18 protein-coding genes and 3 tRNA genes are annotated in these 20,970 nt (G+C 45.2%); 6 read left to right on the forward strand and 15 right to left on the reverse strand.

Features of this window, described 5'->3' with window-relative positions:
• Positions 1–75 precede the first annotated feature (75 nt).
• Complete coding sequence (locus tag ACNA7P_RS00890) at positions 76–1,629, forward strand: alanine/glycine:cation symporter family protein (RefSeq protein ID WP_416256718.1); 1,554 nt, start codon at positions 76–78, stop codon at positions 1,627–1,629.
• A 75-nt stretch (positions 1,630–1,704) separates the two neighbouring features.
• Here the strand turns inward: ACNA7P_RS00890 and ACNA7P_RS00895 are convergent, their stop codons facing one another.
• The 3 genes from ACNA7P_RS00895 to msrB form a co-directional block, all read right to left on the reverse strand.
• Positions 1,705–2,832 (reverse strand): M14-type cytosolic carboxypeptidase, encoded by a 1,128-nt coding sequence (locus ACNA7P_RS00895; protein ID WP_416256719.1) that lies wholly within the window; start codon positions 2,830–2,832, stop codon positions 1,705–1,707.
• Positions 2,833–2,930: 98 nt separating this feature from the next.
• Positions 2,931–4,379: a glyceraldehyde-3-phosphate dehydrogenase gene (locus tag ACNA7P_RS00900; protein WP_416256720.1), complete on the reverse strand. Its 1,449-nt coding sequence runs from the start codon at positions 4,377–4,379 to the stop codon at positions 2,931–2,933.
• A gap of 113 nt (positions 4,380–4,492) precedes the next feature.
• Positions 4,493–4,912 carry a peptide-methionine (R)-S-oxide reductase MsrB gene (gene msrB / locus ACNA7P_RS00905; RefSeq protein WP_416256721.1) on the reverse strand — a complete coding sequence of 140 codons (420 nt, stop codon included), beginning with the start codon at positions 4,910–4,912 and terminating at the stop codon, positions 4,493–4,495.
• A 158-nt stretch (positions 4,913–5,070) separates the two neighbouring features.
• Between msrB and pyk the strand changes: the two genes are divergently transcribed.
• Positions 5,071–6,504 (forward strand): pyruvate kinase, encoded by a 1,434-nt coding sequence (pyk, locus tag ACNA7P_RS00910; RefSeq protein WP_416256722.1) that lies wholly within the window; start codon positions 5,071–5,073, stop codon positions 6,502–6,504.
• Positions 6,505–6,529: 25 nt separating this feature from the next.
• Here pyk and ACNA7P_RS00915 read toward each other — a convergent pair whose 3' ends face one another.
• The 3 genes from ACNA7P_RS00915 to ACNA7P_RS00925 form a co-directional block, all read right to left on the reverse strand.
• Entirely contained in the window at positions 6,530–7,384 is an 855-nt protein-coding gene (locus ACNA7P_RS00915; RefSeq protein ID WP_416256723.1) for a DUF6279 family lipoprotein, read from the reverse strand.
• 98 nt (positions 7,385–7,482) lie between these two features.
• Positions 7,483–8,310, reverse strand: a complete 828-nt coding sequence (locus ACNA7P_RS00920; protein ID WP_416256724.1) for a LytR/AlgR family response regulator transcription factor — start codon at positions 8,308–8,310, stop codon at positions 7,483–7,485.
• A 21-nt stretch (positions 8,311–8,331) separates the two neighbouring features.
• Positions 8,332–9,411 (reverse strand): sensor histidine kinase, encoded by a 1,080-nt coding sequence (locus tag ACNA7P_RS00925; protein WP_416256725.1) that lies wholly within the window; start codon positions 9,409–9,411, stop codon positions 8,332–8,334.
• 202 nt (positions 9,412–9,613) lie between these two features.
• On the opposite strand from ACNA7P_RS00925, the gene ACNA7P_RS00930 reads away from it, so the two are divergent.
• The gene (locus ACNA7P_RS00930) at positions 9,614–11,419 is read left to right on the forward strand and encodes a M61 family metallopeptidase (protein ID WP_416256726.1); all 1,806 of its coding nucleotides are present in this window, start codon (positions 9,614–9,616) and stop codon (positions 11,417–11,419) included.
• A gap of 40 nt (positions 11,420–11,459) precedes the next feature.
• On the opposite strand, the gene ACNA7P_RS00935 is transcribed toward ACNA7P_RS00930, so the two are convergent.
• Genes ACNA7P_RS00935 through ACNA7P_RS00945 form a run of 3 tightly spaced genes read right to left on the reverse strand, consistent with a single transcriptional unit; the run spans position 11,460 to position 13,959 of the window.
• Positions 11,460–12,305: a M23 family metallopeptidase gene (locus ACNA7P_RS00935; protein ID WP_416256727.1), complete on the reverse strand. Its 846-nt coding sequence runs from the start codon at positions 12,303–12,305 to the stop codon at positions 11,460–11,462.
• Positions 12,298–13,206, reverse strand: a complete 909-nt coding sequence (locus tag ACNA7P_RS00940) for a 6-carboxytetrahydropterin synthase (RefSeq protein WP_416256728.1) — start codon at positions 13,204–13,206, stop codon at positions 12,298–12,300. The genes ACNA7P_RS00935 and ACNA7P_RS00940 overlap by 8 nt, the downstream gene beginning before the upstream one ends.
• A gap of 54 nt (positions 13,207–13,260) precedes the next feature.
• Complete coding sequence (locus ACNA7P_RS00945) at positions 13,261–13,959, reverse strand: LysE family translocator (protein WP_416256729.1); 699 nt, start codon at positions 13,957–13,959, stop codon at positions 13,261–13,263.
• Between the two features lie 162 nt (positions 13,960–14,121).
• Between ACNA7P_RS00945 and ACNA7P_RS00950 the strand changes: the two genes are divergently transcribed.
• The 3 genes from ACNA7P_RS00950 (at position 14,122) to ACNA7P_RS00960 (ending at position 16,911) form a co-directional block, all read left to right on the forward strand.
• The gene (locus ACNA7P_RS00950; protein ID WP_416256730.1) at positions 14,122–15,030 is read left to right on the forward strand and encodes a LysR family transcriptional regulator; all 909 of its coding nucleotides are present in this window, start codon (positions 14,122–14,124) and stop codon (positions 15,028–15,030) included.
• A 52-nt stretch (positions 15,031–15,082) separates the two neighbouring features.
• On the forward strand, positions 15,083–16,240 hold the full coding sequence (locus tag ACNA7P_RS00955; RefSeq protein WP_416256731.1) for a methyltransferase: 1,158 nt from the start codon (positions 15,083–15,085) through the stop codon (positions 16,238–16,240).
• An 80-nt stretch (positions 16,241–16,320) separates the two neighbouring features.
• Entirely contained in the window at positions 16,321–16,911 is a 591-nt protein-coding gene (locus tag ACNA7P_RS00960) for an outer membrane beta-barrel protein (protein ID WP_416256732.1), read from the forward strand.
• Between the two features lie 63 nt (positions 16,912–16,974).
• Here the strand turns inward: ACNA7P_RS00960 and ACNA7P_RS00965 are convergent.
• The 6 genes from ACNA7P_RS00965 to ACNA7P_RS00990 form a co-directional block, all read right to left on the reverse strand.
• Positions 16,975–17,061 (reverse strand) — tRNA-Leu (locus ACNA7P_RS00965).
• Positions 17,062–17,154: 93 nt separating this feature from the next.
• A tRNA-Cys gene (locus ACNA7P_RS00970) sits at positions 17,155–17,228 on the reverse strand.
• A 17-nt stretch (positions 17,229–17,245) separates the two neighbouring features.
• Positions 17,246–17,320 (reverse strand) — tRNA-Gly (locus ACNA7P_RS00975).
• Between the two features lie 134 nt (positions 17,321–17,454).
• Entirely contained in the window at positions 17,455–18,003 is a 549-nt protein-coding gene (pgsA, locus tag ACNA7P_RS00980) for a CDP-diacylglycerol--glycerol-3-phosphate 3-phosphatidyltransferase (protein ID WP_416256733.1), read from the reverse strand.
• 34 nt (positions 18,004–18,037) lie between these two features.
• A complete protein-coding gene (uvrC, locus tag ACNA7P_RS00985; RefSeq protein ID WP_416256734.1) occupies positions 18,038–19,864 on the reverse strand; it encodes an excinuclease ABC subunit UvrC in 1,827 nt (608 codons plus the stop codon).
• 174 nt (positions 19,865–20,038) lie between these two features.
• The gene (locus ACNA7P_RS00990; protein ID WP_416256735.1) at positions 20,039–20,800 is read right to left on the reverse strand and encodes a LuxR C-terminal-related transcriptional regulator; all 762 of its coding nucleotides are present in this window, start codon (positions 20,798–20,800) and stop codon (positions 20,039–20,041) included.
• Positions 20,801–20,970 lie beyond the last annotated feature (170 nt).

Below are 20,970 nucleotides of genomic sequence, written 5' to 3' on the forward strand. Positions count from 1 at the left end.
GATTTAGCGTAGAGCTTTACGCCAAATTATGGCAAAGTATAGTTAACACAACAATAACAATCCCCGGGGGACCCCATGGAAAGTGTGGTTAACACAATAAATAATATCATTTGGAGCCCGGCGCTGGTGTTTTTATGCCTTGCCGCAGGCTTATTTTATTCAATTCTTACGCGTTTTGCGCAGGTTCGCCATTTCCGGGAGATGGTGAAACTACTACTTAGCCCAAACGAATCAAGTAAGGGTATTTCATCATTTCAAGCGCTTGCCGTTACCTTATCAGGCCGAGTTGGTGTAGGTAATATTGCTGGTGTAGCAGCCGCCATTGGTTTTGGTGGTCCTGGCGCAGTATTTTGGATGTGGGTAGTAGCCTTTCTGGGCGCGAGTACGGCCTATGCAGAATCCACCTTAGGGCAAATTTATAAAGTAGAAGAGAACGGCCAGTACCGTGGTGGCCCAGCGTATTACTTCGAGAAAGCCCTTGGCCAAAAATGGCTAGCGATAGTATTCGCGGTCTCAGCCATTATCGCCTGTGGTATCTTCTTGCCAGGCATTCAGGCTAATGCTGTGGGCAACGCAGTTACGCATGTGTTTGGCGATGGTAATTTAGTAAGCACTGATTATGGCGAAGTTGGCAGCCATAAATTAATTGCGTTAGCCGTAATCTTAATTGTTTTAGGCTTCATTATTTTTGGCGGCATTAAACGCATCGCGAACTTCACTCAAATCGTGGTTCCTTTTATGGCGCTCGCCTACATTATTATGGCGTTAGTGATCGTGTTCCTGAACTTAAACCAAGTTCCAGGAATCTTTGCCATGATTGTATCCGATGCGTTTACTGCGCAAGCGGGCTTTGGTGCTGCAATTGGTTGGGGTGTGAAGCGCGGTATCTACTCCAATGAAGCGGGCCAAGGTACTGGCCCTCACGCATCTTCAGCAGCGGAAGTAGACCACCCTTCGCAACAAGGCTTGGTGCAAGCGTTTTCGGTGTATGTAGATACTTTGTTCGTATGCACTGCAACTGCATTAATGATTCTAATTACCCAGCAGTACAACATTGTAAATGAAGTAACCGGTGGTTTAATTCTGCAAAATATACCAGCTGCTACTGAAGTTGCATCACCAGCATTCACCCAACTGGCCCTCTCCAGTGTGTTTGGCAACTTTGGCCAAGGGTTTGTGGGGGTGGCTATATTCTTCTTCGCCTTCACCACTATTCTGGCTTATTACTACATCGCAGAAACCAATGTGGCGTACTTAAACCGCTATATAAAAAACCGGTTCTCCTTGTTTGTGGTGAAAATGGTGATCATGTTTATGGTGGCTTACGGCATGGTGAATAGTTCTGGTTATATCTGGAACTTAGGTGATATCGGTGTTGGCTTAATGGCTTGGATTAACATCCTCGGTATTCTCGCCATCTTCTTTGTCGCGAAACCTGCCATCATGTGTTTACGTGATTATGAGGCGCAGAAAAAAGCGGGCGGCCCCATCATCTTTGATCCAATTAAATTGGGAATTACAAAAGCCTATTTTTGGGAGAAGCGCCTAGCCAAGCAACGCGCCGAAGGTACAGTGCCACCAGCAGAAGAAGCTGATGCTGTTACGCCACCGCCAAATAAAGCAGAGTAATAAAATTTAGCGAGTAAAAAGCCGAACATCAAAAATGTTCGGCTTTTTTATTCGGCACACAATCATTGCTATGTTTTAACGCAACTGCCCTACTACATCTAAAATTGCCTTCAAGGTATCGCGACCAAACTTCCGCGAGCGAACATCGTTCCACTGTTGATATGGCTCAGGTAAGTTGTTGTTATCCTTGAAGGGCATTTCAATAGTGAACGCCAAGCATTTAAACCGCTCCGCTACAGCACTGCTAGCCACTGTTAAATTAGCTTGCCCCGGCGCTTCTTTTTCGTAGCCGAATTTAGTTTGAAACTCTGCAGTTGCCGCTAGATAAGCGTTACGGAAGCTATCTTCTAACTGGGCCATACGATCATCATAGGAAGGAACACCTTCCGCGCCGGCTACGAAATTGTAGGGTAAATTCTCATCGCCATGCACATCGAGGTGCATATCCACGCCAATAGCATCCATTTCGTTAAGCACGTGAAACACCTCTGGGCTGCGTTCTAACGAAGGCTCGGCCCATTCGCGGTTAAGGTTTACACCAATTGCATTGGTGCGCAGGTGTCCGCGTACGCTGCCATCTGGATTCATATTGGGCACAATGTAAAACACTGCATTATCTAGTAACTGCCGAGAAATATGCTCATCTTCATCAAGTAGATGCTCAAGCAAACCCTCTACAAACCACTCTGCCATTGTTTCGCCTGGGTGCTGCCGCGCGGTAATCCAGATATTACGTTTATGCTCAGCCGGCTCGCCAATAATTAACATATTCATTTCGCGGCCATCTAGCGTTGTACCTAATACAGTTTGCTCTACCCACGAAGATTGCTGCGCCCATTGCAGTAGATCAAGATGCCGATCCCAGCTGTATGGCACAAAGTAGGCATAGAATACGGTTTCTTGTTCAGGAGTATGGGTTATTGTGAGTTTTTCACCATCAAAGCTAGTAGGCACACGAAACCAGTGTTCACGATCATAACTTGCCATTGCTTGATAGTTTTCCCATCCTTTCGGATACGCTGAGCCACCGGCATTTTCAATGATCATGTTGTGTTCAACATCTATTGCTGCGAACAGCTTAAAATGAAACCACTGATAGAATTCAGATTGGTTGTCTTTACGAATACGCAAACGAATGTTCTCTGCGCTATCGGCATTTATTACTTCAATGTTGCCGCTATCGAATGCTGTTGAAATAAACATACTCACCTCTTTGTCGTACTTGAAAACTGTTCATATTGAAAGAAGCGCCTAAAGGCGCTTCTTAACGATTCGTGCTATGTGGTATCAGCGCGCATTATTTAAGCCGGAATGTTCGGAACAACCAAACCAGCCATATCCTGCACAACGCGTAATACCTGGCAGCTATAGCCAAATTCGTTGTCGTACCAAACGTAAAGCACTGCGCGATCACCGTCCACAATAGTTGCTTGCGAATCAACTATGCCCGCATAACGGCTACCTACTAAATCAGAAGAAACGATTTCGGTAGATGATGTGTAATCAATTTGATTCTGCAAATCAGAATTCAGTGCAGTTTGGCGCATATACTCATTCAGAGCTTCTTTATCGGTAGCTTCATTTAAGTTCAAGTTCATGATAGCCATCGATACATTCGGCGTTGGTACCCGAATTGCGTTGCCCGTAAGCTTGCCAGTAAGCTCTGGTAAAGCTTTTGACACAGCTTTTGCAGCGCCAGTTTCTGTAATTACCATATTCAACGGCGCAGAGCGGCCACGACGCTCAGCTTTGTGGTAATTATCAATTAAGTTTTGATCATTGGTATACGCATGCACGGTTTCAACATGGCCATTTTTGATACCAAACCGATCATTAATCGCTTTTAGTACCGGCGTAATTGCATTGGTGGTGCAGCTAGCAGCTGAAACAATTAAATCATTCTCCAACACGTCTGCATGGTTTACACCATGCACGATATTTTTGATGTTGCCTTTCGCTGGTGCTGTTAATAGAACCTTTGCAGCACCTTTCGATTTCAGGTGCAAGCCAAGGCCAGCTTCATCCTTCCACACACCCGTGTTATCAACAATAATCGCGTTATCAATGCCATATTGGGTGTAATCAATTGCATCCGGAGAGCTGGAATAAATCACTTGAATGCGCGTACCATTCGCTTTAATGGAGCTAGTGGATTCATCAACAGTAATAGAACCATTAAACGGCCCATGAACAGAATCACGACGCAATAAACTGGCGCGTTTTTCCAAATCGCCAGGCCCACCACCACGAACCACAATGGCCTTCAAGCGTAACTTATTGGTGCGGCCGTTCTTCTCGATTAGTAAACGCGCTAACAACCGGCCAATTCGGCCAAATCCATAAAGCACTACATCGCGCGGTTCAACATCATCAGCCTTGCCAACAACGTCTACTAGCACGCGGTTTACGTAATCTTCTATACTTTCATCACCCTCGCGTTTGTCACCGAAGTGATAACCAAACGCCAACTTACCCACATCAATGCGAGCTGGAGCGATATCTATCTCAGAAATTACTTTTAAAAACGGGTAGCTTTCGCGCAAGCGCAGCTTGTGCCCTTCATGCTGACGCACTAAACGATGAGTTTTAATGATGTCGATGGTTGATCCATTCAGCAAACTCCGGCCATACACCAGAATCTCCACTCCTTTGGTACGGTACAAACGGCCAATTAATGGCTGCATTAGCTCCGCAAATTCTTGCCGTTCTTCCCAGCTTTTCAACGTTGTATCGTTATGCGCGTCAGTCATTGGTAAACCTTTTTAAGAAGTACAAATGTAACGAGGGTCAATCTGATTTAATATCCATTAAATCAGCCTTAAATTCGGCCGCTATTGTACGCAAAATGCGAGCAAACTACTACTCACTCCTGTTTAAAAGCTGTAAAATTTAGTGCTAATGAGTTTACACAATAACGTTGTCCGTTTGGTGCAGGCCCATCGGCAAACACATGGCCAAGATGCCCATCACAATGTGCACAACGAATCTCCGTACGCACCATACCATGCGAATGGTCACTAATATAACGCACGTTACCTTTCTCGGCGGCACTGAAACTTGGCCAACCACAGCCAGCATCAAATTTGGTATCTGCCTTGAATAACAATGCACCGCAACCAGCACAATGGTATTCACCCGGCCTTTCTTCGTGCAAATATTCGCCGGTAAATGGACGTTCCGTACCACACTCCCGCAGAACATAATATTGCTCTGGTCGCAGCGTTTGTCGCCATTCTTGGTTAGTTTTCGGCAAATTCTGCGCTGCTGCTTTTGGCTTACTCATTTATTTCACCTTTTCGGTAGATTCACCCGTACATTGGTAATATAGATTATGTTAATATCACGTGTATATCGCCTAATAAAATAAGCGGCCTCGCTCTTTATGCGAATCATCAAGCCCATAAACCATCAAGCTCACACAGCAATAAGGTTAAGTTTATCATGTTACGACGTACTAAAATTGTTACTACTTTAGGCCCGGCTACCGATAGCCCTGGTGTACTCGAAGCGCTCATTAAAGCAGGTGCAAACGTTGTTCGTTTAAATTTTTCCCATGGCAACGCGGAAGACCATATTCAGCGTGCTAAAGCTGTGCGTGAAATCGCTGAGCGGCTTGGCCATCACGTAGCAATACTTGGCGATTTGCAGGGCCCAAAGATTCGGGTAGCTCGTTTTATAAACAGCAAAGTAGAGCTGCGAAAAGGTGCAACCTTTATACTGGATGCTGCCTTTGATGGTACTCAAGGTGATGTAGATCGTGTTGGTCTTGATTATAAAGATCTACCAAAAGATGTTGCAAATGGCGATATCTTACTACTTGATGATGGCCGTATTCGCTTGGAAGTAACCAACGTAGTGGGTACTGAAGTGCACACCATCGTTACTGTTGGTGGTGCTTTATCCAATAATAAAGGCATTAATCGCATGGGCGGCGGCCTTTCGGCGGCAGCGCTTACTGATAAAGACTATCGCGATATTGAAACAGCTGCAGAAATCGATGTGGATATTTTAGCAGTATCCTTTCCACGCCACGGCGCAGATTTACAACTTGCGCGCGCCCTATTGAATAAAGCTGGCTGTGATGGCGCCATTTGCGCAAAAATTGAGCGCGCTGAAACCGTTGCTACTGACGCAGCACTTGATGATCTGATTATCAATTCCGATGTGGTAATGGTAGCCCGCGGCGATTTGGGTGTGGAAATTGGTGATGCGCAGTTAGTGGGTAAACAAAAGCGTATTATTCAACGCGCCCGTGAATTGAATCGCGTAGCTATAACCGCCACCCAAATGATGGAATCGATGATCGATAACTCCATGCCTACTCGCGCTGAAGTTATGGACGTTGCCAATGCCGTACTTGATGGCACCGATGCGGTAATGTTAAGCGCAGAAACTGCGGCAGGGAAATATCCAGTAGAAACGGTGCAAGCGATGGCAGAAATATGCCGCGGAGCAGAAGAGTATCCTGCATTACGGTTAACTCGCGATCAATCTGATGAGCAAGTTGATTCGGTATCTCAAGCCACTGCGTTAGCGGCAATGTACACGGCGAACCATCTTACTGGCGTAACCGCCATTATTGCGCTTACCGAATCTGGCAATACCGCGAAACTGATGTCGCGTATTCATACAGATTTACCAATTTTCGCCCTTTCACGGCATGCGCAATCACTGAATAAAGCGAATCTTTATCGCGGTGTTTACCCAATGTTCTTCGATTCTACGTTATCCAAGCCGCAAGATGTATTGCGCGATGCTGTAAGCATGATCGAAAAACGTGGCCATATTAAGAAAGGTGAAATGGTAATCATTACCCATGGCGATGTGATGGAAACCGTAGGTAAAACTAACACTAGTAAGATTTTACAGGTATAACCACGATAGCAGGCTAACGTTACTGTTAAAGCTCTACATCACGCTGTTTTGCCATGGCCGCAAGATCACGTTGTAATCGCGTTATCCGTTGCCACACGCGAGTAGTTTGCCGGTTACTTAAACTGTTATGTAGTTCAATTAACATTGCTTTACTGGCTTGGTTGGAATCCTCTAAGGTTGCTGCCATAGCAGCGCCTCGAAATTGTTCTGGGTGTAAAAATAAATCGCTCAGCTGTTTTGCAAAGTCTGTGCTATGGCGTGCTGCTAACGCCTCGGTGAATGCATCTTGCCAACGCCCTTGATAGGCAATCCAATCGGTTTGCACATCCGGGGTTTCTGCATGCCAAGTGGCTACAATCTGTTGTTGCTCTGCACTTGGCCTGCCGGCATAACGGCGTAACGAACGTAAAACTCGCTCCTGGCGCTGATCCTTGTTTGTCGCCTCAACAGCTTCTTCAGCCCGTTCTTCCCTGTTCTCAGTCAGTTTAGTTAATAATTGCGCTACTTGCTCATCATCAAGCATCGATAATAGCCGTACGGAGGGCGCTATCAGCTGCTGGCGAATTTCTAACCAGTACCCTTCCATATGCTTTTGAAAATAATCGATTCGTTCTGGAGAGATCGTAGTAGCACGAATATCGGTTGCTAATTCACTCAGTAGCTGGTGGTAGTGCGGCATATGTTGCTCTGCGTGCCACTGTAAAAAGAGATTGGTTTCTTCGCGTAATACAGCATCTTGCTCATCGGTTAAATCAACAAAGCGGCCCGCCTGCCAACTAATCAATGTTTCCGCATAGCGGTAACCAAGCTGGCGGCTGCTGCAACTGGTAACGGAAAGTACTAAGAAGATAAGGAAAACAACTGAAATCACTGCGCGCATGTATTCTCAACCCTAAAAATAGTTACGATATTCCCTGCAAAACAAAATATACGTGAACAAAACGGGCTTTGATCAAGTTCTATCTGTGCAAATACTCGTTAATTACCCAGCACCAGCTGTTTAATGCGGTCTTTATAACTTCTACTTACTTTCAGCTCTTGGCCGTTCTGCAAAATTAAGTGATACTCGCCATTTTGGCGGCTACACAGCTTTTCTACTTGCGCAAGGTTCACAATGGCCGAGCGATGAATACGCTGAAACATACGTGGATTAAGCTCTTGCTCTAATTCCTTCATGGTACGTCTTAATATATGAGTTTGGTTTGCTGCATGAATACACATGTAATCACCAGCAGCATCAATCCACTCGATCGAATTTATCGCTACGCGGGTAATTTCACCGCTGTCTTTTATCGCGATATGCTCTGGGTAATGATCAATAGTGGGTGATTTACCTTCGGCTAATTGCTGCAAAATCTCTTCAACATCACCACCGGTAATATCAGCTACTAATTGCACTAACCGTTGCTGATACTCAGTACCACGCTCAGTACGCAACTCACCGCTGATACGCTCCATCGCTACAGCTAAGCGCTCTTCATCTACTGGTTTTAAAAGGTAATCCAACGCCCGCACTTCAAACGCTCGAATTGCATAATGATCATATGCGGTAACAAACACCACAGCGGGCATCTGGTCTGCTTTTTCGCGAATTAAACGTAATACATCAAACCCGCTAAGGCCGGGCATTTGAATATCTAGAAATACCAAATCTGGCTTTTCATTAACAATTAACTCTACCGCTTCTCGCCCACTACCTGCTTCCGCCACAACATCAATATGCGGAAACGAGTTCAAGCGAATACGCAAACCTTGGCGGGCTAACGGCTCATCATCAACAATTACAGCTCGGATTACTTGATTCATATGTGTATTCGTACTCGCTAGTTACTTAGAGTTTTCAGTGCCAGAATGCCATGGGAACCGCATTGAAGCAATACAGCCGCTTGGAGTATTTGCACTAAGCGTAAACAAGAACTCCTTGCCATACAACGCTTTAAGCCGCTCACGAATATTCATTAAACCAACTCCTGAGCCACGAATTTTTATTTTATCAGGATCAAATGGCTCAGGCCCATTATCGGTAATAGTTACCTGTAAATCATCATCGATACGAATCGCTTTGATATGAATCGAACCCGTATGTTCCGTTTTTGCAACGGCATACTTAATCGCGTTCTCAATTAGCGGCTGTAAAATTAGGCTTGGAACCAACGCTTGTTTGGCCTCTGCCGATACCTCTACTACTACATTTAAACGTTCCCCAAACCGCACTTTCTCAATATCGAGATATAGTTGCGCTGCAGACAGCTCTTGTTCCAAGGTAATTCGTTTAATCGGATCGTTATCTAATGAATAGCGTAAAAAACGGCTCAGCTTACTCATCATCTGATTCGCCGCTTTGTTTTCATTTACCAAAATTAACGTGGAAATAGCATTTAAGGTATTAAACAAAAAATGTGGATTTAACTGGTAACGCAACATTTTTAACTGTGATTGGTGCGCCATAGATGCAGCAGCAAGAGATTTTTGCTGAGCATCCTGCAAGAGCTGATAGTATTTAATTACAAAATACAAACCACTCCAAGAGAGCATAATGTAGAACTTGGCAATGCTATGTTGGAAGTAAAAGAGCAAATTCGTTGGCCGGAAACCGAATTTATAAATTTCCCAGTTAGTGAGATTATCAATTACCGCCCATATTGCGGCCGCCAAATAGGAGCAAAGCAGCACCACCACAACTTGCAACATCGGGTGAATGTGCCAAATGCGGCGATATAAATATCGCAAAGGAACCGTAAGTAAAAAGCCCGCATAGGCGCCCAATAATACGATCGCGATCCAAATCTCGCGCATCTCGTGCATTAACGAGCCCATATATTGTACTAATGCATAACCAAGCCAACCGGTTATCTGCAGTAGCCAAAACATTTTATTTCGGTCTTCTAGGTAAGCGCGCCAGTTCAAACCAACTCCTCGATTACAAAAAAATAACATTTACAGAGTAATATTACTCGAATATTCAGATTAGCTCAGGCTGTTGGTCGGTAATTCAGCGAGCTTGGTCGCATCAATGCAGCAACTTACATTACAAGCCCCTTCCCTTGGCAACAATTCCTAGCATGGTACAATTACACACCGTTACTTTTCGCAGGTTTAGGCAAAATTTATGCACACCACTCAGCAGCAGGGCCAGGATATGCAACAAAACACCGTGTACTATAAAGTAGCCCCTGCTGATCCCCATCACCATTATTTCGATGTGAGCTTGCAATTCTTTGTAGCAACGCCGCAAAGCGTTCTGCTGCGGATGCCTGCGTGGTTACCCGGAAGCTATATGATACGTGATTTCGGTAAGCATGTTATTAGCTTTTCGGCCATTGGAGCAGAGGTTGCGCTCGATTACATTCGCCCCGATAAGAGTAGTTGGTTGCTGGAGGAATGCTCTGGATGGGTAACCGTACACTATTGTGTATACGCATTTGATCTTTCGGTACGTACCGCGTGGCTGGATTCCGAATTTGGCTTCTTTAATCCGAGCGCCGTATGCCTAGAGGCGCCAGAGTTTAACGAGCTACCTCATGAATTGATGGTTCCTCCAATAGACAATAAAGATTGGCATCTTGCTACTGGGATGCCGTTAGTAGAAGCCGATAAATCTGGATTTGGCACCTATACAGCGTCCAGTTATGCAGAGCTAATCGATTACCCATTTCTGATGGGGCCACTAACAGAGGTAGCATTCACCGCGAAGAATATCCCTCATCGTTTGGTATTAGTAGGCCGCCATTTTGCCAATACAACGCAACTCGCGAATGATCTGCAGCGGATTTGCGAGCAACAAATTGAGTTTTGGAACCACGCGCCATTTACTGAATATTCTTTTCTTACCATGGTAGTTGGCGAAGGATTTGGTGGTTTAGAACACCGCAACTCTACAGCACTAATCTGCAGCAGGCACTCGCTAGAACCTGTGCTCAATAACAGTACCAACAACGATGATTACAATACCTTTTTAAGCCTTTGTAGCCACGAGTATTTGCATAGTTGGAATATTAAACAGTTACGGCCAAGCCTTTTTCATCCCTACAACCTAACCCAAGAGCAATATACTGAACAACTCTGGTTTTATGAGGGGGTTACCTCGTATTTAGATGATTACTTTCTCCAACAGAGTGGCGTGTTACCAGCACAGCAATACTTAGCTAGGGTTGGCCAAACTATGAGCCGAGCATTGCGTGGCAAAGGCCCGCAACGGCAATCTGTACTTACCTCTAGCCAACTGGCTTGGACCACGTTTTACCAGCAAAACGAAAATGCGCAAAACGCGATTAGCAGCTATTACAGCAAAGGTGCTGTAATTGCGATGCTGTTAGATTTAGCAACCCGTATGGCAAGCGATCAGCAACGCTCGTTGATGGATATTATGCGCTGCGTGTATGAACGTTACGCAGCTATAGGAACCAAACAAGAAAACCTGATTAAAGTGATAGCCGAAGTTGCCAATCCAGCAATAGCTGAACAAGTGCAAGATTGGCTTACCAGCACTCAGCCTTTACCCGTAGATGTGGTGTTGGAACGCTTTGGCATCCAGTTAGCTCCTACCTGTGCCGATGCATTTTCTATGCAGCCAAGCTTAACCGGCACCTCTGTAGGTTCTGTAAGCTTGGGCGCAGCCCTGCAGGAGCGTAATGGCAGCATTGTGATTAGCAGAGTGTTTGAAGATGGCGCGGCGGCGCTTGCTGAGCTCAGTGCTAATGATACGCTTGTGGCAATAGATTTTCTGCACGCAAATCGAGGCAACATCAACCGGGCGATAACCCGCTACCAGCCCGGTGAAACGGTGCAAGTGCATGTTTTGCGCGATGATCGCCTGCTCGAGAAGAGCCTAACCTGGCAAGCTCCCAAAGCCGATTGTTATCAATTGAGTATTAGTAATGCAGAGCTAGCACAACTGTGGCTAAAACTGCCCTAAGCAGCTCCTAACTCGGCGTTCGTTATTGATTAATTATTCGTTAGTTAAGCTGCGGTGGCTTTGGCGTAGGTACCAGTAACTGTGGATCTACGCGCACCCCACCCCAGTTCATCCGCCAATCTAGGTGTGGGCCTGTAGCCCGCCCGGTGGCGCCGATTTCACCGATCAAATCACCGGTATTAACAATTTGCCCTTCTTCAACGTGTATCGCATACAAATGCAAAAAGCTCGAGAAGATATTGTGGCCATGGTCGATAATAATAGTGCCACCGGATAACACCATATCCGGGGCTGTTAAGCGAACTTCACCACCTGCAGGTGCATACACTGGCGTACCGGTTGGAGCCGCGATATCAAGGCCCCAATGCGGTGCGCTTGGATTGCCATTAAGAATTCGTTGGCTACCATACACACCAGAAATACGCCCTGCAGCAGGCCAAATAAACCCTTCACTAAAATTCAACCGATCACTTACTACATTGCGGGCGGCACCAATTTTTACATTATCGGCCCGAATTAACGCCTGTACTTCTGGGTTTGGGGTAACCGTACGTTGCGGTAAACCATCTACGCGCTGAATATCGAACTCTCGCTCTGCAATAGCAAGTTCCTGCTGCCATTCTGCACCATCTGCATACTCAACACGAAGCAGCACCGCGCCAACATCATCTCTACTTATGCCGAATACAAAGTGGCCAGAATCACCCACTTGCAGTTCACTATCGTTTAGCCATACTCGAGCGCTTGCGGCAGCTTTGCCCACAATCATGGCACCTTGAACAACCTCACCTTGCAGTTCAGGAGCAGGCTCTGCCTGCACTGTGGCAACATACGTATGGCTAAGGAGCAGCATAGTTGCAGCCAAAGTAAGTATTCTTTTATGCATATCCAATCGCTCCTTTACCAACACCTTCGTAGGCAATTACCTTAACTGCCGCCGCTGATGCGGCACTGTTAGCTGCTGCAGATGCGCAGTTTTCTGCAGCAATCGTAGTGGCAATAAAATCAGCAATGCACTCTACAGTAGTATCAGTTGCCACCACTTCATTCTCACAACGCGGCAGCACTAGCTCAAATACGCCTTGCTCAGCAATATAAGAATAACAAATATGCGCTTCACCTACCGTTGCAGCCGCTGCAGCGCTTAGTTGTAATGCATTTTTATCCGCAACATCTTCTTGTGTACCGATGTAGATATCACGCCAGCGCTCAGCCCAACGCGCCTCTAAAGCCGTATTGCGTTCGTTATCAATAAAAATTTGCAGTGCGGAGCGATGGCCATGGGCGATACGCTGGCAGTTACCATCGTGCTTTTTTAGCCCGTGGGTATAGTGATAAAACGCGCCTTTTATCTCTTCACTGCGCAAAGTGAGGTGTAAGCCTTGTACGTTTGCCGGGAGTTCACGTTTAATTACCGCTTGTAAATAATCAATAGTAGATTCCATGGTAATGGTTTCAGCATCGATAAACGCATATGCATCGGCCGGGCAATATAAATGTATCGATTTGCCGGGGCGCATAAAATCAACCCAATAATGCGTGCCCTCATGTTCACGCGTTACACGGGTTAACGGATGTTCAGCTGGAATCAGTAACTTATGATCAACCGATTGGTCGATAATCGCTTTTACTTGCTTTTTAACCCTACCAAAATCCAACACCATTGATTGATCGTTCAAAGACCCATCTAAAATAATATCAACGATCCAACTCTCCCCCACTATGCCGCGCTGCGGACACAGATAAGAGAAATCAATTACGGTTAGATCATTTACAAATAACTGCATTCATAAGCCTCAAAGCAAGAAAGTGTATCGGGTAACGCAGGGATTATAACGGATTTAGGGCTGCAACCACCACTGCCAAAGTAAATGGAATGCTAAGAACCACAAAATTAATCCCATTGTGCGATCAAACCAATAGCCATGGCTTAGTAAGATATCGCGAATACGCGTTCGTCCTAACAAATACGAAAGCGTGGCGAACCAAGCAAAAGTGGCAATTGCCAAATACATTCCATAACCGGCTTTTACAGCCATAGGCGTTTGCGTTGAAATAATTGAAGTAAATAAGGCGAGAAAAAACATGGTGGCTTTAATGTTTAAGCCGTTGGTTAGAAAGCCAATAGCCACGGCTCTACGCACTGAAATTACCGAACCCGAAAGAATATTGGCATGTTGCTCGCCGTTTGGTTCAGCATACTGCTTTGCATTACCCAGCTGCTCTCGATTCGGCTGGCTTCTTAATGCACCATACCCTAACCAGAAGAAATAAGCGGCAGCCACCAATAGTAAAAGCTTATACAACCAAGGCGTTTGGTGAATGATTAACGCCAAACCCAAAACCGAATAGGTAACATGTACAAGGATACCCAAGCCAATACCTAAACTCACCCAAGTTGCGATGCGAGCACCGTGCCGCACGCTATAACGGCTAACTACGGCAAAATCTGGACCAGGGCTTGCTACGGCCACTGCGTGGGCAATAGCCATGGCGATAAATTCGGTTACATAACGCCCTGCCATAATATCTTCGAACATACTGTTTCCTATGAAATTACCACAACAGGATTAACTGTTAAAAAGCACGTTTGCGCTTAGATGAAATATTTACTATGATGATTTAAAATCAATGCGCTTTTACATATTTTCAAACTATGCACAAGGATGTAAAAGCAACAACCTATAGTGCGAAAAATAACGATGAAAAACAATAATTTTCCTTCTTTGAACGCGTTACGTGTTTTCGAAACCGTTGCCCGCTTAGGTAGTTTTAAAGCCGCCGCGGCTGAGCTTGCGGTAACCCAATCAGCTATCAGCCGACAAATTACTACGCTGGAAGAGCAGTTAGGTATTCGCTTAATTCAGCGCGACAATCGGGTACATGCACTAACTCCCGCGGGTGATGCACTCGCACCTGATTTATCGAAAGTTTTTCGACAAGTAGAACGCTTAGTAAAACGTACCATGCGAAATGGCGACCAAGCCCGCCGCACACTTACACTTGGCATTAGTAGCGAGCTCCTACGTTGGTGGCTTGGCCCTTTATTGGCAGAATTCAATCAGCTCTATCCACACTTAGAACTTCAGTGTGTGCAAGCGCCAGAATACTTAAGCCGACAAAACGAAGGCCCACTTACCCACGAGCTAATTCATGGGGAATTAGATGCCTTAATTACCTTCTCTGCCCCCGCACAAAAAGCCATTTCCAATTGGAAGTTAGCAAACAGCCAACTGCTATTAATGCGCCCTGCCGGTGCGCCATTGGCAACGGCCGATAACCTAGCTGATTTTAAATACGTTGCCGTAAACACTAATAAAGATTGGGATAGCTGGACCAAAGAGTACTATTCGAAAATAGCTCCTGAGCAAGTGCAACTGGTTAACAATACCAGCATGGCCGTGGAACTCGGGCAATTTACCAACCGTTTACTGTTGTTACCAGATTTCTATGCTCGGGCGGCAACTGATAGTGGGTTACAAGAAGTACCGGGCTTCCGCTTAGCCAGTAAACATGGATTACATATCTCGGTGCGTCGTGAGAGCCAGCGTGAAATGGCAATCGTAGCCCTCGTTAATTGGTTACAACACGTAATAAAGCAACAGCGGTAATGAGTTTAAGCATTACATTCAAGCCAAGTAGGCGCCACTGTATGGCGGCAAAATGAGCGCTACACAACCGTTAAGCGATGTTTTTGCGCAATATGACACTCTGCTCAATCGCTATCGAGAGTTTTGGCAGCTTGAGGCCTTCGCCCAAAGCGAATGGCCTTGGCCGCAAAGCGCCGCAGAGATTGACGCCCTTATCGCACCCGCACTAAGTAAGCTTGCAAATCCGGTTGCAGCAACTTCCGCAAAGCTAGAGCGGGAAAGCCCGTTTTGGCTTACTAATGGCATTCAGGGGCGCAAGCTTGCTCAAATTAATGGTTTCATTGCCGAATTCAGCAAACATGCGTCATGCCATACCACTGAAGATCCAATACACCAAGTAATTGAGTGGTGCGCGGGTAAAGGCCATTTAGGGCGTATTCTTAGCTTCCAGCAGCAGATACCTGTGCTTAGTGTAGAGTGGCAAGCGAATTTGTGTGAACAAGGCCAAGCACTGGCGTTCCAGCACTCGGTAGCGCAAGAGTTTCTGCATGCCAATGTAATGCACCTACCCCACAACTGGTTACCTACTAACAGCGCTATTGTGGCACTACACGCATGTGGTGATCTACATCGACAACTCTTAGAGCTGGCCTGCAGCCAAGGTAAGCGGGAATTGTTCGTAGCGCCCTGCTGTTATCATTTACAACAAGCAGAGCTCTACCAACCGCTTTCTCAACAAGCACAGCAGTCAGCGCTGAGTTTATCGCGCTCGCAATTGAAGCTAGCAGTACAAGAGCAGGTTACCGGCGGAAAACGGGTGGCCAAGCTGCGCGATATCGAACAATTATGGCGCTTGGTGTTTGATCTTTATCGAGCGCAGATTACCGGCATTACAACCTATCGCTCTCTGCCCTCAGTATCGAAGCATTGGTTTAGTGGTGAACTTAGCGCATTCATTCGTTGGGCCTGTGAACAACAGGCATTACCTGTGCTGGCCGATTCAGTAATCAATGCGCTTATACCAAAAGCACATGAGCGTTTGGCGCTAATACGTAGTATCGATAACATACGCCAGTTATTTCGCCGCCCTCTAGAACTTTGGTTACTGTTAGATCGTGCCTTATTTTTGCAAGAGCAAAACTATGCCGTGCGGTTACAGCAATTTTGCGCGCATCATGAAAGCCCAAGAAATACATTAATTATCGCAAAACACCAGGTTGTTAGTAGCTGAATCGCTAACTATACTGAGATATCAGCTATCTTGATTTGTGGAGCATAATGGAAATAGAAACAAACTAGAGGCCACTTCATATGAAAACACCAGCATTTTTAACTACCACTAGTGTCACGCTCTGGCTACTTTTCGCTTTACCAGCTGCACAGGCACAAAATTTCACCAACGAATGGTTAATCACTGCTCACACCGGTTATACCACCATTGATGCAACAACTAAGCGGACTACTAACAATAATCCCTGGTGGGGCGAGCACGATGATAGCAATATAAATTATGGGTTGTCTGTCACCTACTTTCCTTGGGGCAATCTTGGTGTGCGCGCCATATATGAAAGAGGTTCAAACTATCGCACCAGCAATCAATGCCCTGATGATAGTACTTGCACTGCCATCGCGATCACTGAATCTGGTAGCATGGAGCATTACGCGGTAACCCTCGCCCCTGAGTTTGATATTTATCAAAACATCTTCTCTTTTATCACTTTAGGTGCTTCGCGTACCGAAGTTGCCGCCGGGCCTTTTCTGCCGTCTTATCGTGAAACTGACTTAATTTACGGGATTGGTATTGGTATCCGCCTTGACTATGGTTTTTTCATATCTGCTGAATACCAAACCACTAATTCTGATTTTGAAACGCTTCGTTTATCAGCGGGTATGCGCTTTTAGTTGCAGAGGTATTTTAGGGGTAATCTACAAGAGAGGAATATTAGTGAATACTATGATTAGAAATGGTGCCCGGGGCCGGACTCGAACCGGCACGACCGTTAAGTCGAGGGATTTTAAATCCCTTGTGTCTACCAATTTCACCACCCGGGCTTATTCGTAGGCACTATTTCTAGTGTATTGCTATTTGTTACTTAGCTATTTATTACTTAGCTGTCTGAAACATAACCTATTGCAGGTTAAAACTGGAGGCGGGTCCCGGAGTCGAACCGAGATCCACGGATTTGCAATCCGCTGCATAGCCATTCTGCCAACCCGCCTGGGTTAAAATAAAGTTTGGAGCGGGAAACGAGATTCGAACTCGCGACCCCAACCTTGGCAAGGTTGTGCTCTACCACTGAGCTATTCCCGCTTAACTTTATTTCTCACCAGAGCGATGCCCCAGTGGCTGTGCATTCTACCTATCCAATAATTTCAGTCAACAAGAAATTTTGATTTTTGAACTGTTTGCCTATTTTTTGAATGAAATGGCCAAAATATAGCTTATTAACTGTCTTTTGTGAGGTCTGCCCAAGCAACAGTTAAGTAAATATACATCGACCATAGAGTGAGAATGGCAGCAACATAGAGCGCCATAACCCCTACCACGTAAACAAATGCATTAGCACTCCATAGCAAACCGGTAAGCGCAATCATTTGTGCAGTAGTTTTCACTTTACCAATAGTTGAAACGGCTACACTATCGCGTTTGCCAATTTCCGCCATCCATTCCCGTAACGCCGAAATAATCAGCTCTCGGCTAATAATCATTAATGCGGGTATAGTAATCCACAATGTTTGATGAAATTCCACAACTACAATCAATGCTGCGGCTACCATGATCTTATCAGCTACAGGATCCAAGAACGCGCCAAACTTGGTTTGCTGCTTTAATTTACGGGCGATGTAGCCATCTAAACCATCGGTGATTGCAGCAACTACAAAGATAATCGCAGCAAAAAAGTGTGCATTCTCAATTGGTAAGTAGAAAACTGCCAAGAAAACCGGAATAAGAAGGATCCGGAATGAGGTTAAAAGGTTAGGAATGCTCCACATAAATATTGGTTCTCACTTCAACACAAAAAATAAATTACTCATCACGCAAGGCGTAATAAATGGTTTCCGCTAGCGCTTTACTGATTCCAGGCACTGTTGCTAATTGATCTATACTAGCGCCTTTTACCTGCTGTAATCCACCAAGATACTTTAATAAATTTTGTCGGCGTTTACTGCCTACGGCTGGAATCTCTTCCAAAGTTGATGTTTTTCGTACTTTTGCCCGCCGTTGCCGATGGCCAGTAATGGCAAATCGGTGCGATTCGTCACGAATATGCTGAATTAAGTGCAACGCAGGATCATCGGCCGCAAGGTGCACCGTTTTTCGAGTAAAACCAAAAATCAAGGTTTCTAAGCCCGGCCTGCGGCTTTCTCCTTTTGCTACACCCAACAGTATAGGAGGCTGCGGCCAATCACGAAAGTAATCTTCTGCTTGAGTTAACTGCCCTTTACCACCGTCAATTAATAGCAAATCTGGTACATTTTCTTTTTCGATAGCATGTTTATAGCGGCGCTCCAGTGCTTGTGCCATCGCTGCATAATCATCGCCGCCGGTAATACCACTAATATTAAAGCGGCGATAATCTGATTTTCGCGGGCCATCCTGATCAAACACCACACAAGAGGCTACGGTTTGTTCGCCCATGGTGTGGGAAATATCAAAGCACTCCATGCGCTGAACGGGTTCATCGCGCTGCAGAAATTTATATAACGCACGGAATCGTGTTTGCATGGTAGATTGCAAACCAAGCTTACTTTGCACTGCATTCATCGCGTTTTTTGTAGCTAATGCCAAGTATTGTTGGCGCTCACCACGTTTTGGTTGCCGTAGTTTTGCTTTCACACCAAGTACATGATTCAGCTGCTCGCTAAGATCTACTAGGTTATTTAGCTGCTCGGGAACAATAATTTCCGCGGGCGCTCGCTGCCCATGGGTTTGATTTAAATAGTATTGCACTAAAAAGCTTTCAATTACTTCACTATCGGTAGTATGAGCTGGTACTTTTGGATAATAGCTGCGGCTTCCTTGCACTGAGTTCTGCCTTACCGATAACAAGTGTACACATGTAAAGCCCGATTCACGATATAGGCCAATAGCATCCAACTCATGTTGCTCACCACTTACCGAGTTCTTCTCTTGCACTTGCCGCAACGCCACAATTTGATCTCGCAGTTGCGCAGCTTTTTCAAAATCTAATGCTGCACTCGCATTCTCCATGCTTGCAACAAGCGTATTAATTACCTCATGGTTTTTGCCGCGCAAAAAGAGTTTTGCCAATTGCACTTGCTGTTGGTATTCCGTATCACTAGGAATCGCCACACATGGTGCTAAGCAACGCTTTAACTGATGCTGCAAACATGGCCTACTGCGCGCACGATAATAGCTATCTTCACATTGTCGCACTGGAAATAGCTTCTGTAATAAACGCAAGCTCTCGCGCACTGCACTACCATTTGGAAATGGCCCAAAGTACTCCCCTTTTTCTCGGCGGGTACCACGATGATAAGCAATACGCGGATGCTCATGCGCAGAGATAAAAATATAAGGATATGATTTGTCGTCGCGCAGCAACACGTTGTATCGTGGACGATGCTTCTTAATAAAGGAGTTTTCTAGAATGAGCGCTTCAGCTTCAGAATTAGTAACCGTAACATCCATCTTAGCAATATGTTTTACCAATGCTTGAGTTTTTACTGAATCCACATTAGTACGAAAGTAGCTGCCAACTCGTTTCCGGAGGTCTTTAGCTTTACCCACGTAAATAACCTCACCGGCAGCATCAAACATGCGATAAACACCGGGCTGGTGAGTTAAATTATTGAGAAAATCTTGATAATTAAATACTGATTTCGCGCTCATATACCGGTAATTCTAGTAACCTAATTCGGCTGTTTCTGTTGCACTGCATAGCATGTTATTTGCTATTCATCAGTTCTACAACACGACTGCAATTAGGTTACCAGAAGCACGCAGTTTTGTCTGTTTGCTTTGCAAGCAAAACTTGAGAGTTATTGTTTAGTATGAGCTTGGATATTACTTGGTTTTATCGCCACCGATATCAGTACAGGCATTACCAACGCTAGCATCTGCAATGGTGATATAGTTACCTTGATTGGCGGCACTACTAGGCTGTGAGCCTAACTGATGTAGTGGGTTATTATGGATGTCATGGTTTAACAAGCCATATTTGTAGGCCAAGTGCGTAAGTTGAACATCGTTATCCACTTGTAACTTGCGATACAGACGGTAACGAAAAGTATTTACGGTTTTACGCGAAATAAATAACCGCGCGGCTATCGATGCCACAGTTAGCCCCGTACACACCAATTGAAAAATCTGCTGTTCACGGCGGCTTAAAGCACTTAATAATGGATGCTTTAATAGCGGCCCTTGATATCGCTTGGCAATATTCCGCAGCACTGGTGGCGTATAACTTTGGCCAAGTTGAATAAGCTTACAACCATGATTAACCTCTTCAATAGCTGCCTCATTCAACAAATAACCAGAAATGCTCGGTTCATTCATCTTATAGTCTAGAGCGTGATTTATTTTTTCACACCACAGCATAATACGTAATGCTGGATGCGATTTTTGGAGCTTTTTAATCAACGCCCGTGTTCCAGAGCCGCAAAAATCTTCCGCGAGAACCATGATTTTTGCTGTTTTTTGCTCAACCAATTTTTCTAGTTGGTTACGGCTATTCGCGCTATGCACGTGCCACTGCAGTAAACTCAACTCCTTCTCTAAACCCGCTTGGCGAATCCCTCTTGGTAACGCCACGATTACATCACTCATTTCCCGTGTCCTTTTGGTGAAATTATCATTATTTCAAATAGCTACATCCTAGAGCTATTCAATTGTGGTATTGAAAATGCCATCTTTTTTTAGCGGTTTTTCAAAGTAACGTCAATTCTAAATGGCAGAAAAATATAACAATTATGTAACTTTCATGCCGCTTACGTAAT

Source organism: Aliidiomarina sp., from assembly GCF_047920995.1.
Taxonomy (GTDB): Bacteria; Pseudomonadota; Gammaproteobacteria; order Enterobacterales; family Alteromonadaceae; genus Aliidiomarina.

What these genes read in the sequence shown, in the direction of transcription:
- ACNA7P_RS00890 (WP_416256718.1), top strand. Translation starts at nt 76, where the DNA reads ATGGAAAGTGTGGTTAACACAATAAATAATATCATTTGGAGCCCGGCG.
- ACNA7P_RS00895 (WP_416256719.1), bottom strand. Translation starts at nt 2,832, where the DNA reads ATGTTTATTTCAACAGCATTCGATAGCGGCAACATTGAAGTAATAAAT.
- ACNA7P_RS00900 (WP_416256720.1), bottom strand. Translation starts at nt 4,379, where the DNA reads ATGACTGACGCGCATAACGATACAACGTTGAAAAGCTGGGAAGAACGG.
- msrB (WP_416256721.1), bottom strand. Translation starts at nt 4,912, where the DNA reads ATGAGTAAGCCAAAAGCAGCAGCGCAGAATTTGCCGAAAACTAACCAA.
- pyk (WP_416256722.1), top strand. Translation starts at nt 5,071, where the DNA reads ATGTTACGACGTACTAAAATTGTTACTACTTTAGGCCCGGCTACCGAT.
- ACNA7P_RS00915 (WP_416256723.1), bottom strand. Translation starts at nt 7,384, where the DNA reads ATGCGCGCAGTGATTTCAGTTGTTTTCCTTATCTTCTTAGTACTTTCC.
- ACNA7P_RS00920 (WP_416256724.1), bottom strand. Translation starts at nt 8,310, where the DNA reads ATGAATCAAGTAATCCGAGCTGTAATTGTTGATGATGAGCCGTTAGCC.
- ACNA7P_RS00930 (WP_416256726.1), top strand. Translation starts at nt 9,614, where the DNA reads ATGCACACCACTCAGCAGCAGGGCCAGGATATGCAACAAAACACCGTG.
- ACNA7P_RS00935 (WP_416256727.1), bottom strand. Translation starts at nt 12,305, where the DNA reads ATGCATAAAAGAATACTTACTTTGGCTGCAACTATGCTGCTCCTTAGC.
- ACNA7P_RS00940 (WP_416256728.1), bottom strand. Translation starts at nt 13,206, where the DNA reads ATGCAGTTATTTGTAAATGATCTAACCGTAATTGATTTCTCTTATCTG.
- ACNA7P_RS00945 (WP_416256729.1), bottom strand. Translation starts at nt 13,959, where the DNA reads ATGTTCGAAGATATTATGGCAGGGCGTTATGTAACCGAATTTATCGCC.
- ACNA7P_RS00950 (WP_416256730.1), top strand. Translation starts at nt 14,122, where the DNA reads ATGAAAAACAATAATTTTCCTTCTTTGAACGCGTTACGTGTTTTCGAA.
- ACNA7P_RS00955 (WP_416256731.1), top strand. Translation starts at nt 15,083, where the DNA reads ATGAGCGCTACACAACCGTTAAGCGATGTTTTTGCGCAATATGACACT.
- ACNA7P_RS00960 (WP_416256732.1), top strand. Translation starts at nt 16,321, where the DNA reads ATGAAAACACCAGCATTTTTAACTACCACTAGTGTCACGCTCTGGCTA.
- pgsA (WP_416256733.1), bottom strand. Translation starts at nt 18,003, where the DNA reads ATGTGGAGCATTCCTAACCTTTTAACCTCATTCCGGATCCTTCTTATT.
- uvrC (WP_416256734.1), bottom strand. Translation starts at nt 19,864, where the DNA reads ATGAGCGCGAAATCAGTATTTAATTATCAAGATTTTCTCAATAATTTA.
- ACNA7P_RS00990 (WP_416256735.1), bottom strand. Translation starts at nt 20,800, where the DNA reads ATGAGTGATGTAATCGTGGCGTTACCAAGAGGGATTCGCCAAGCGGGT.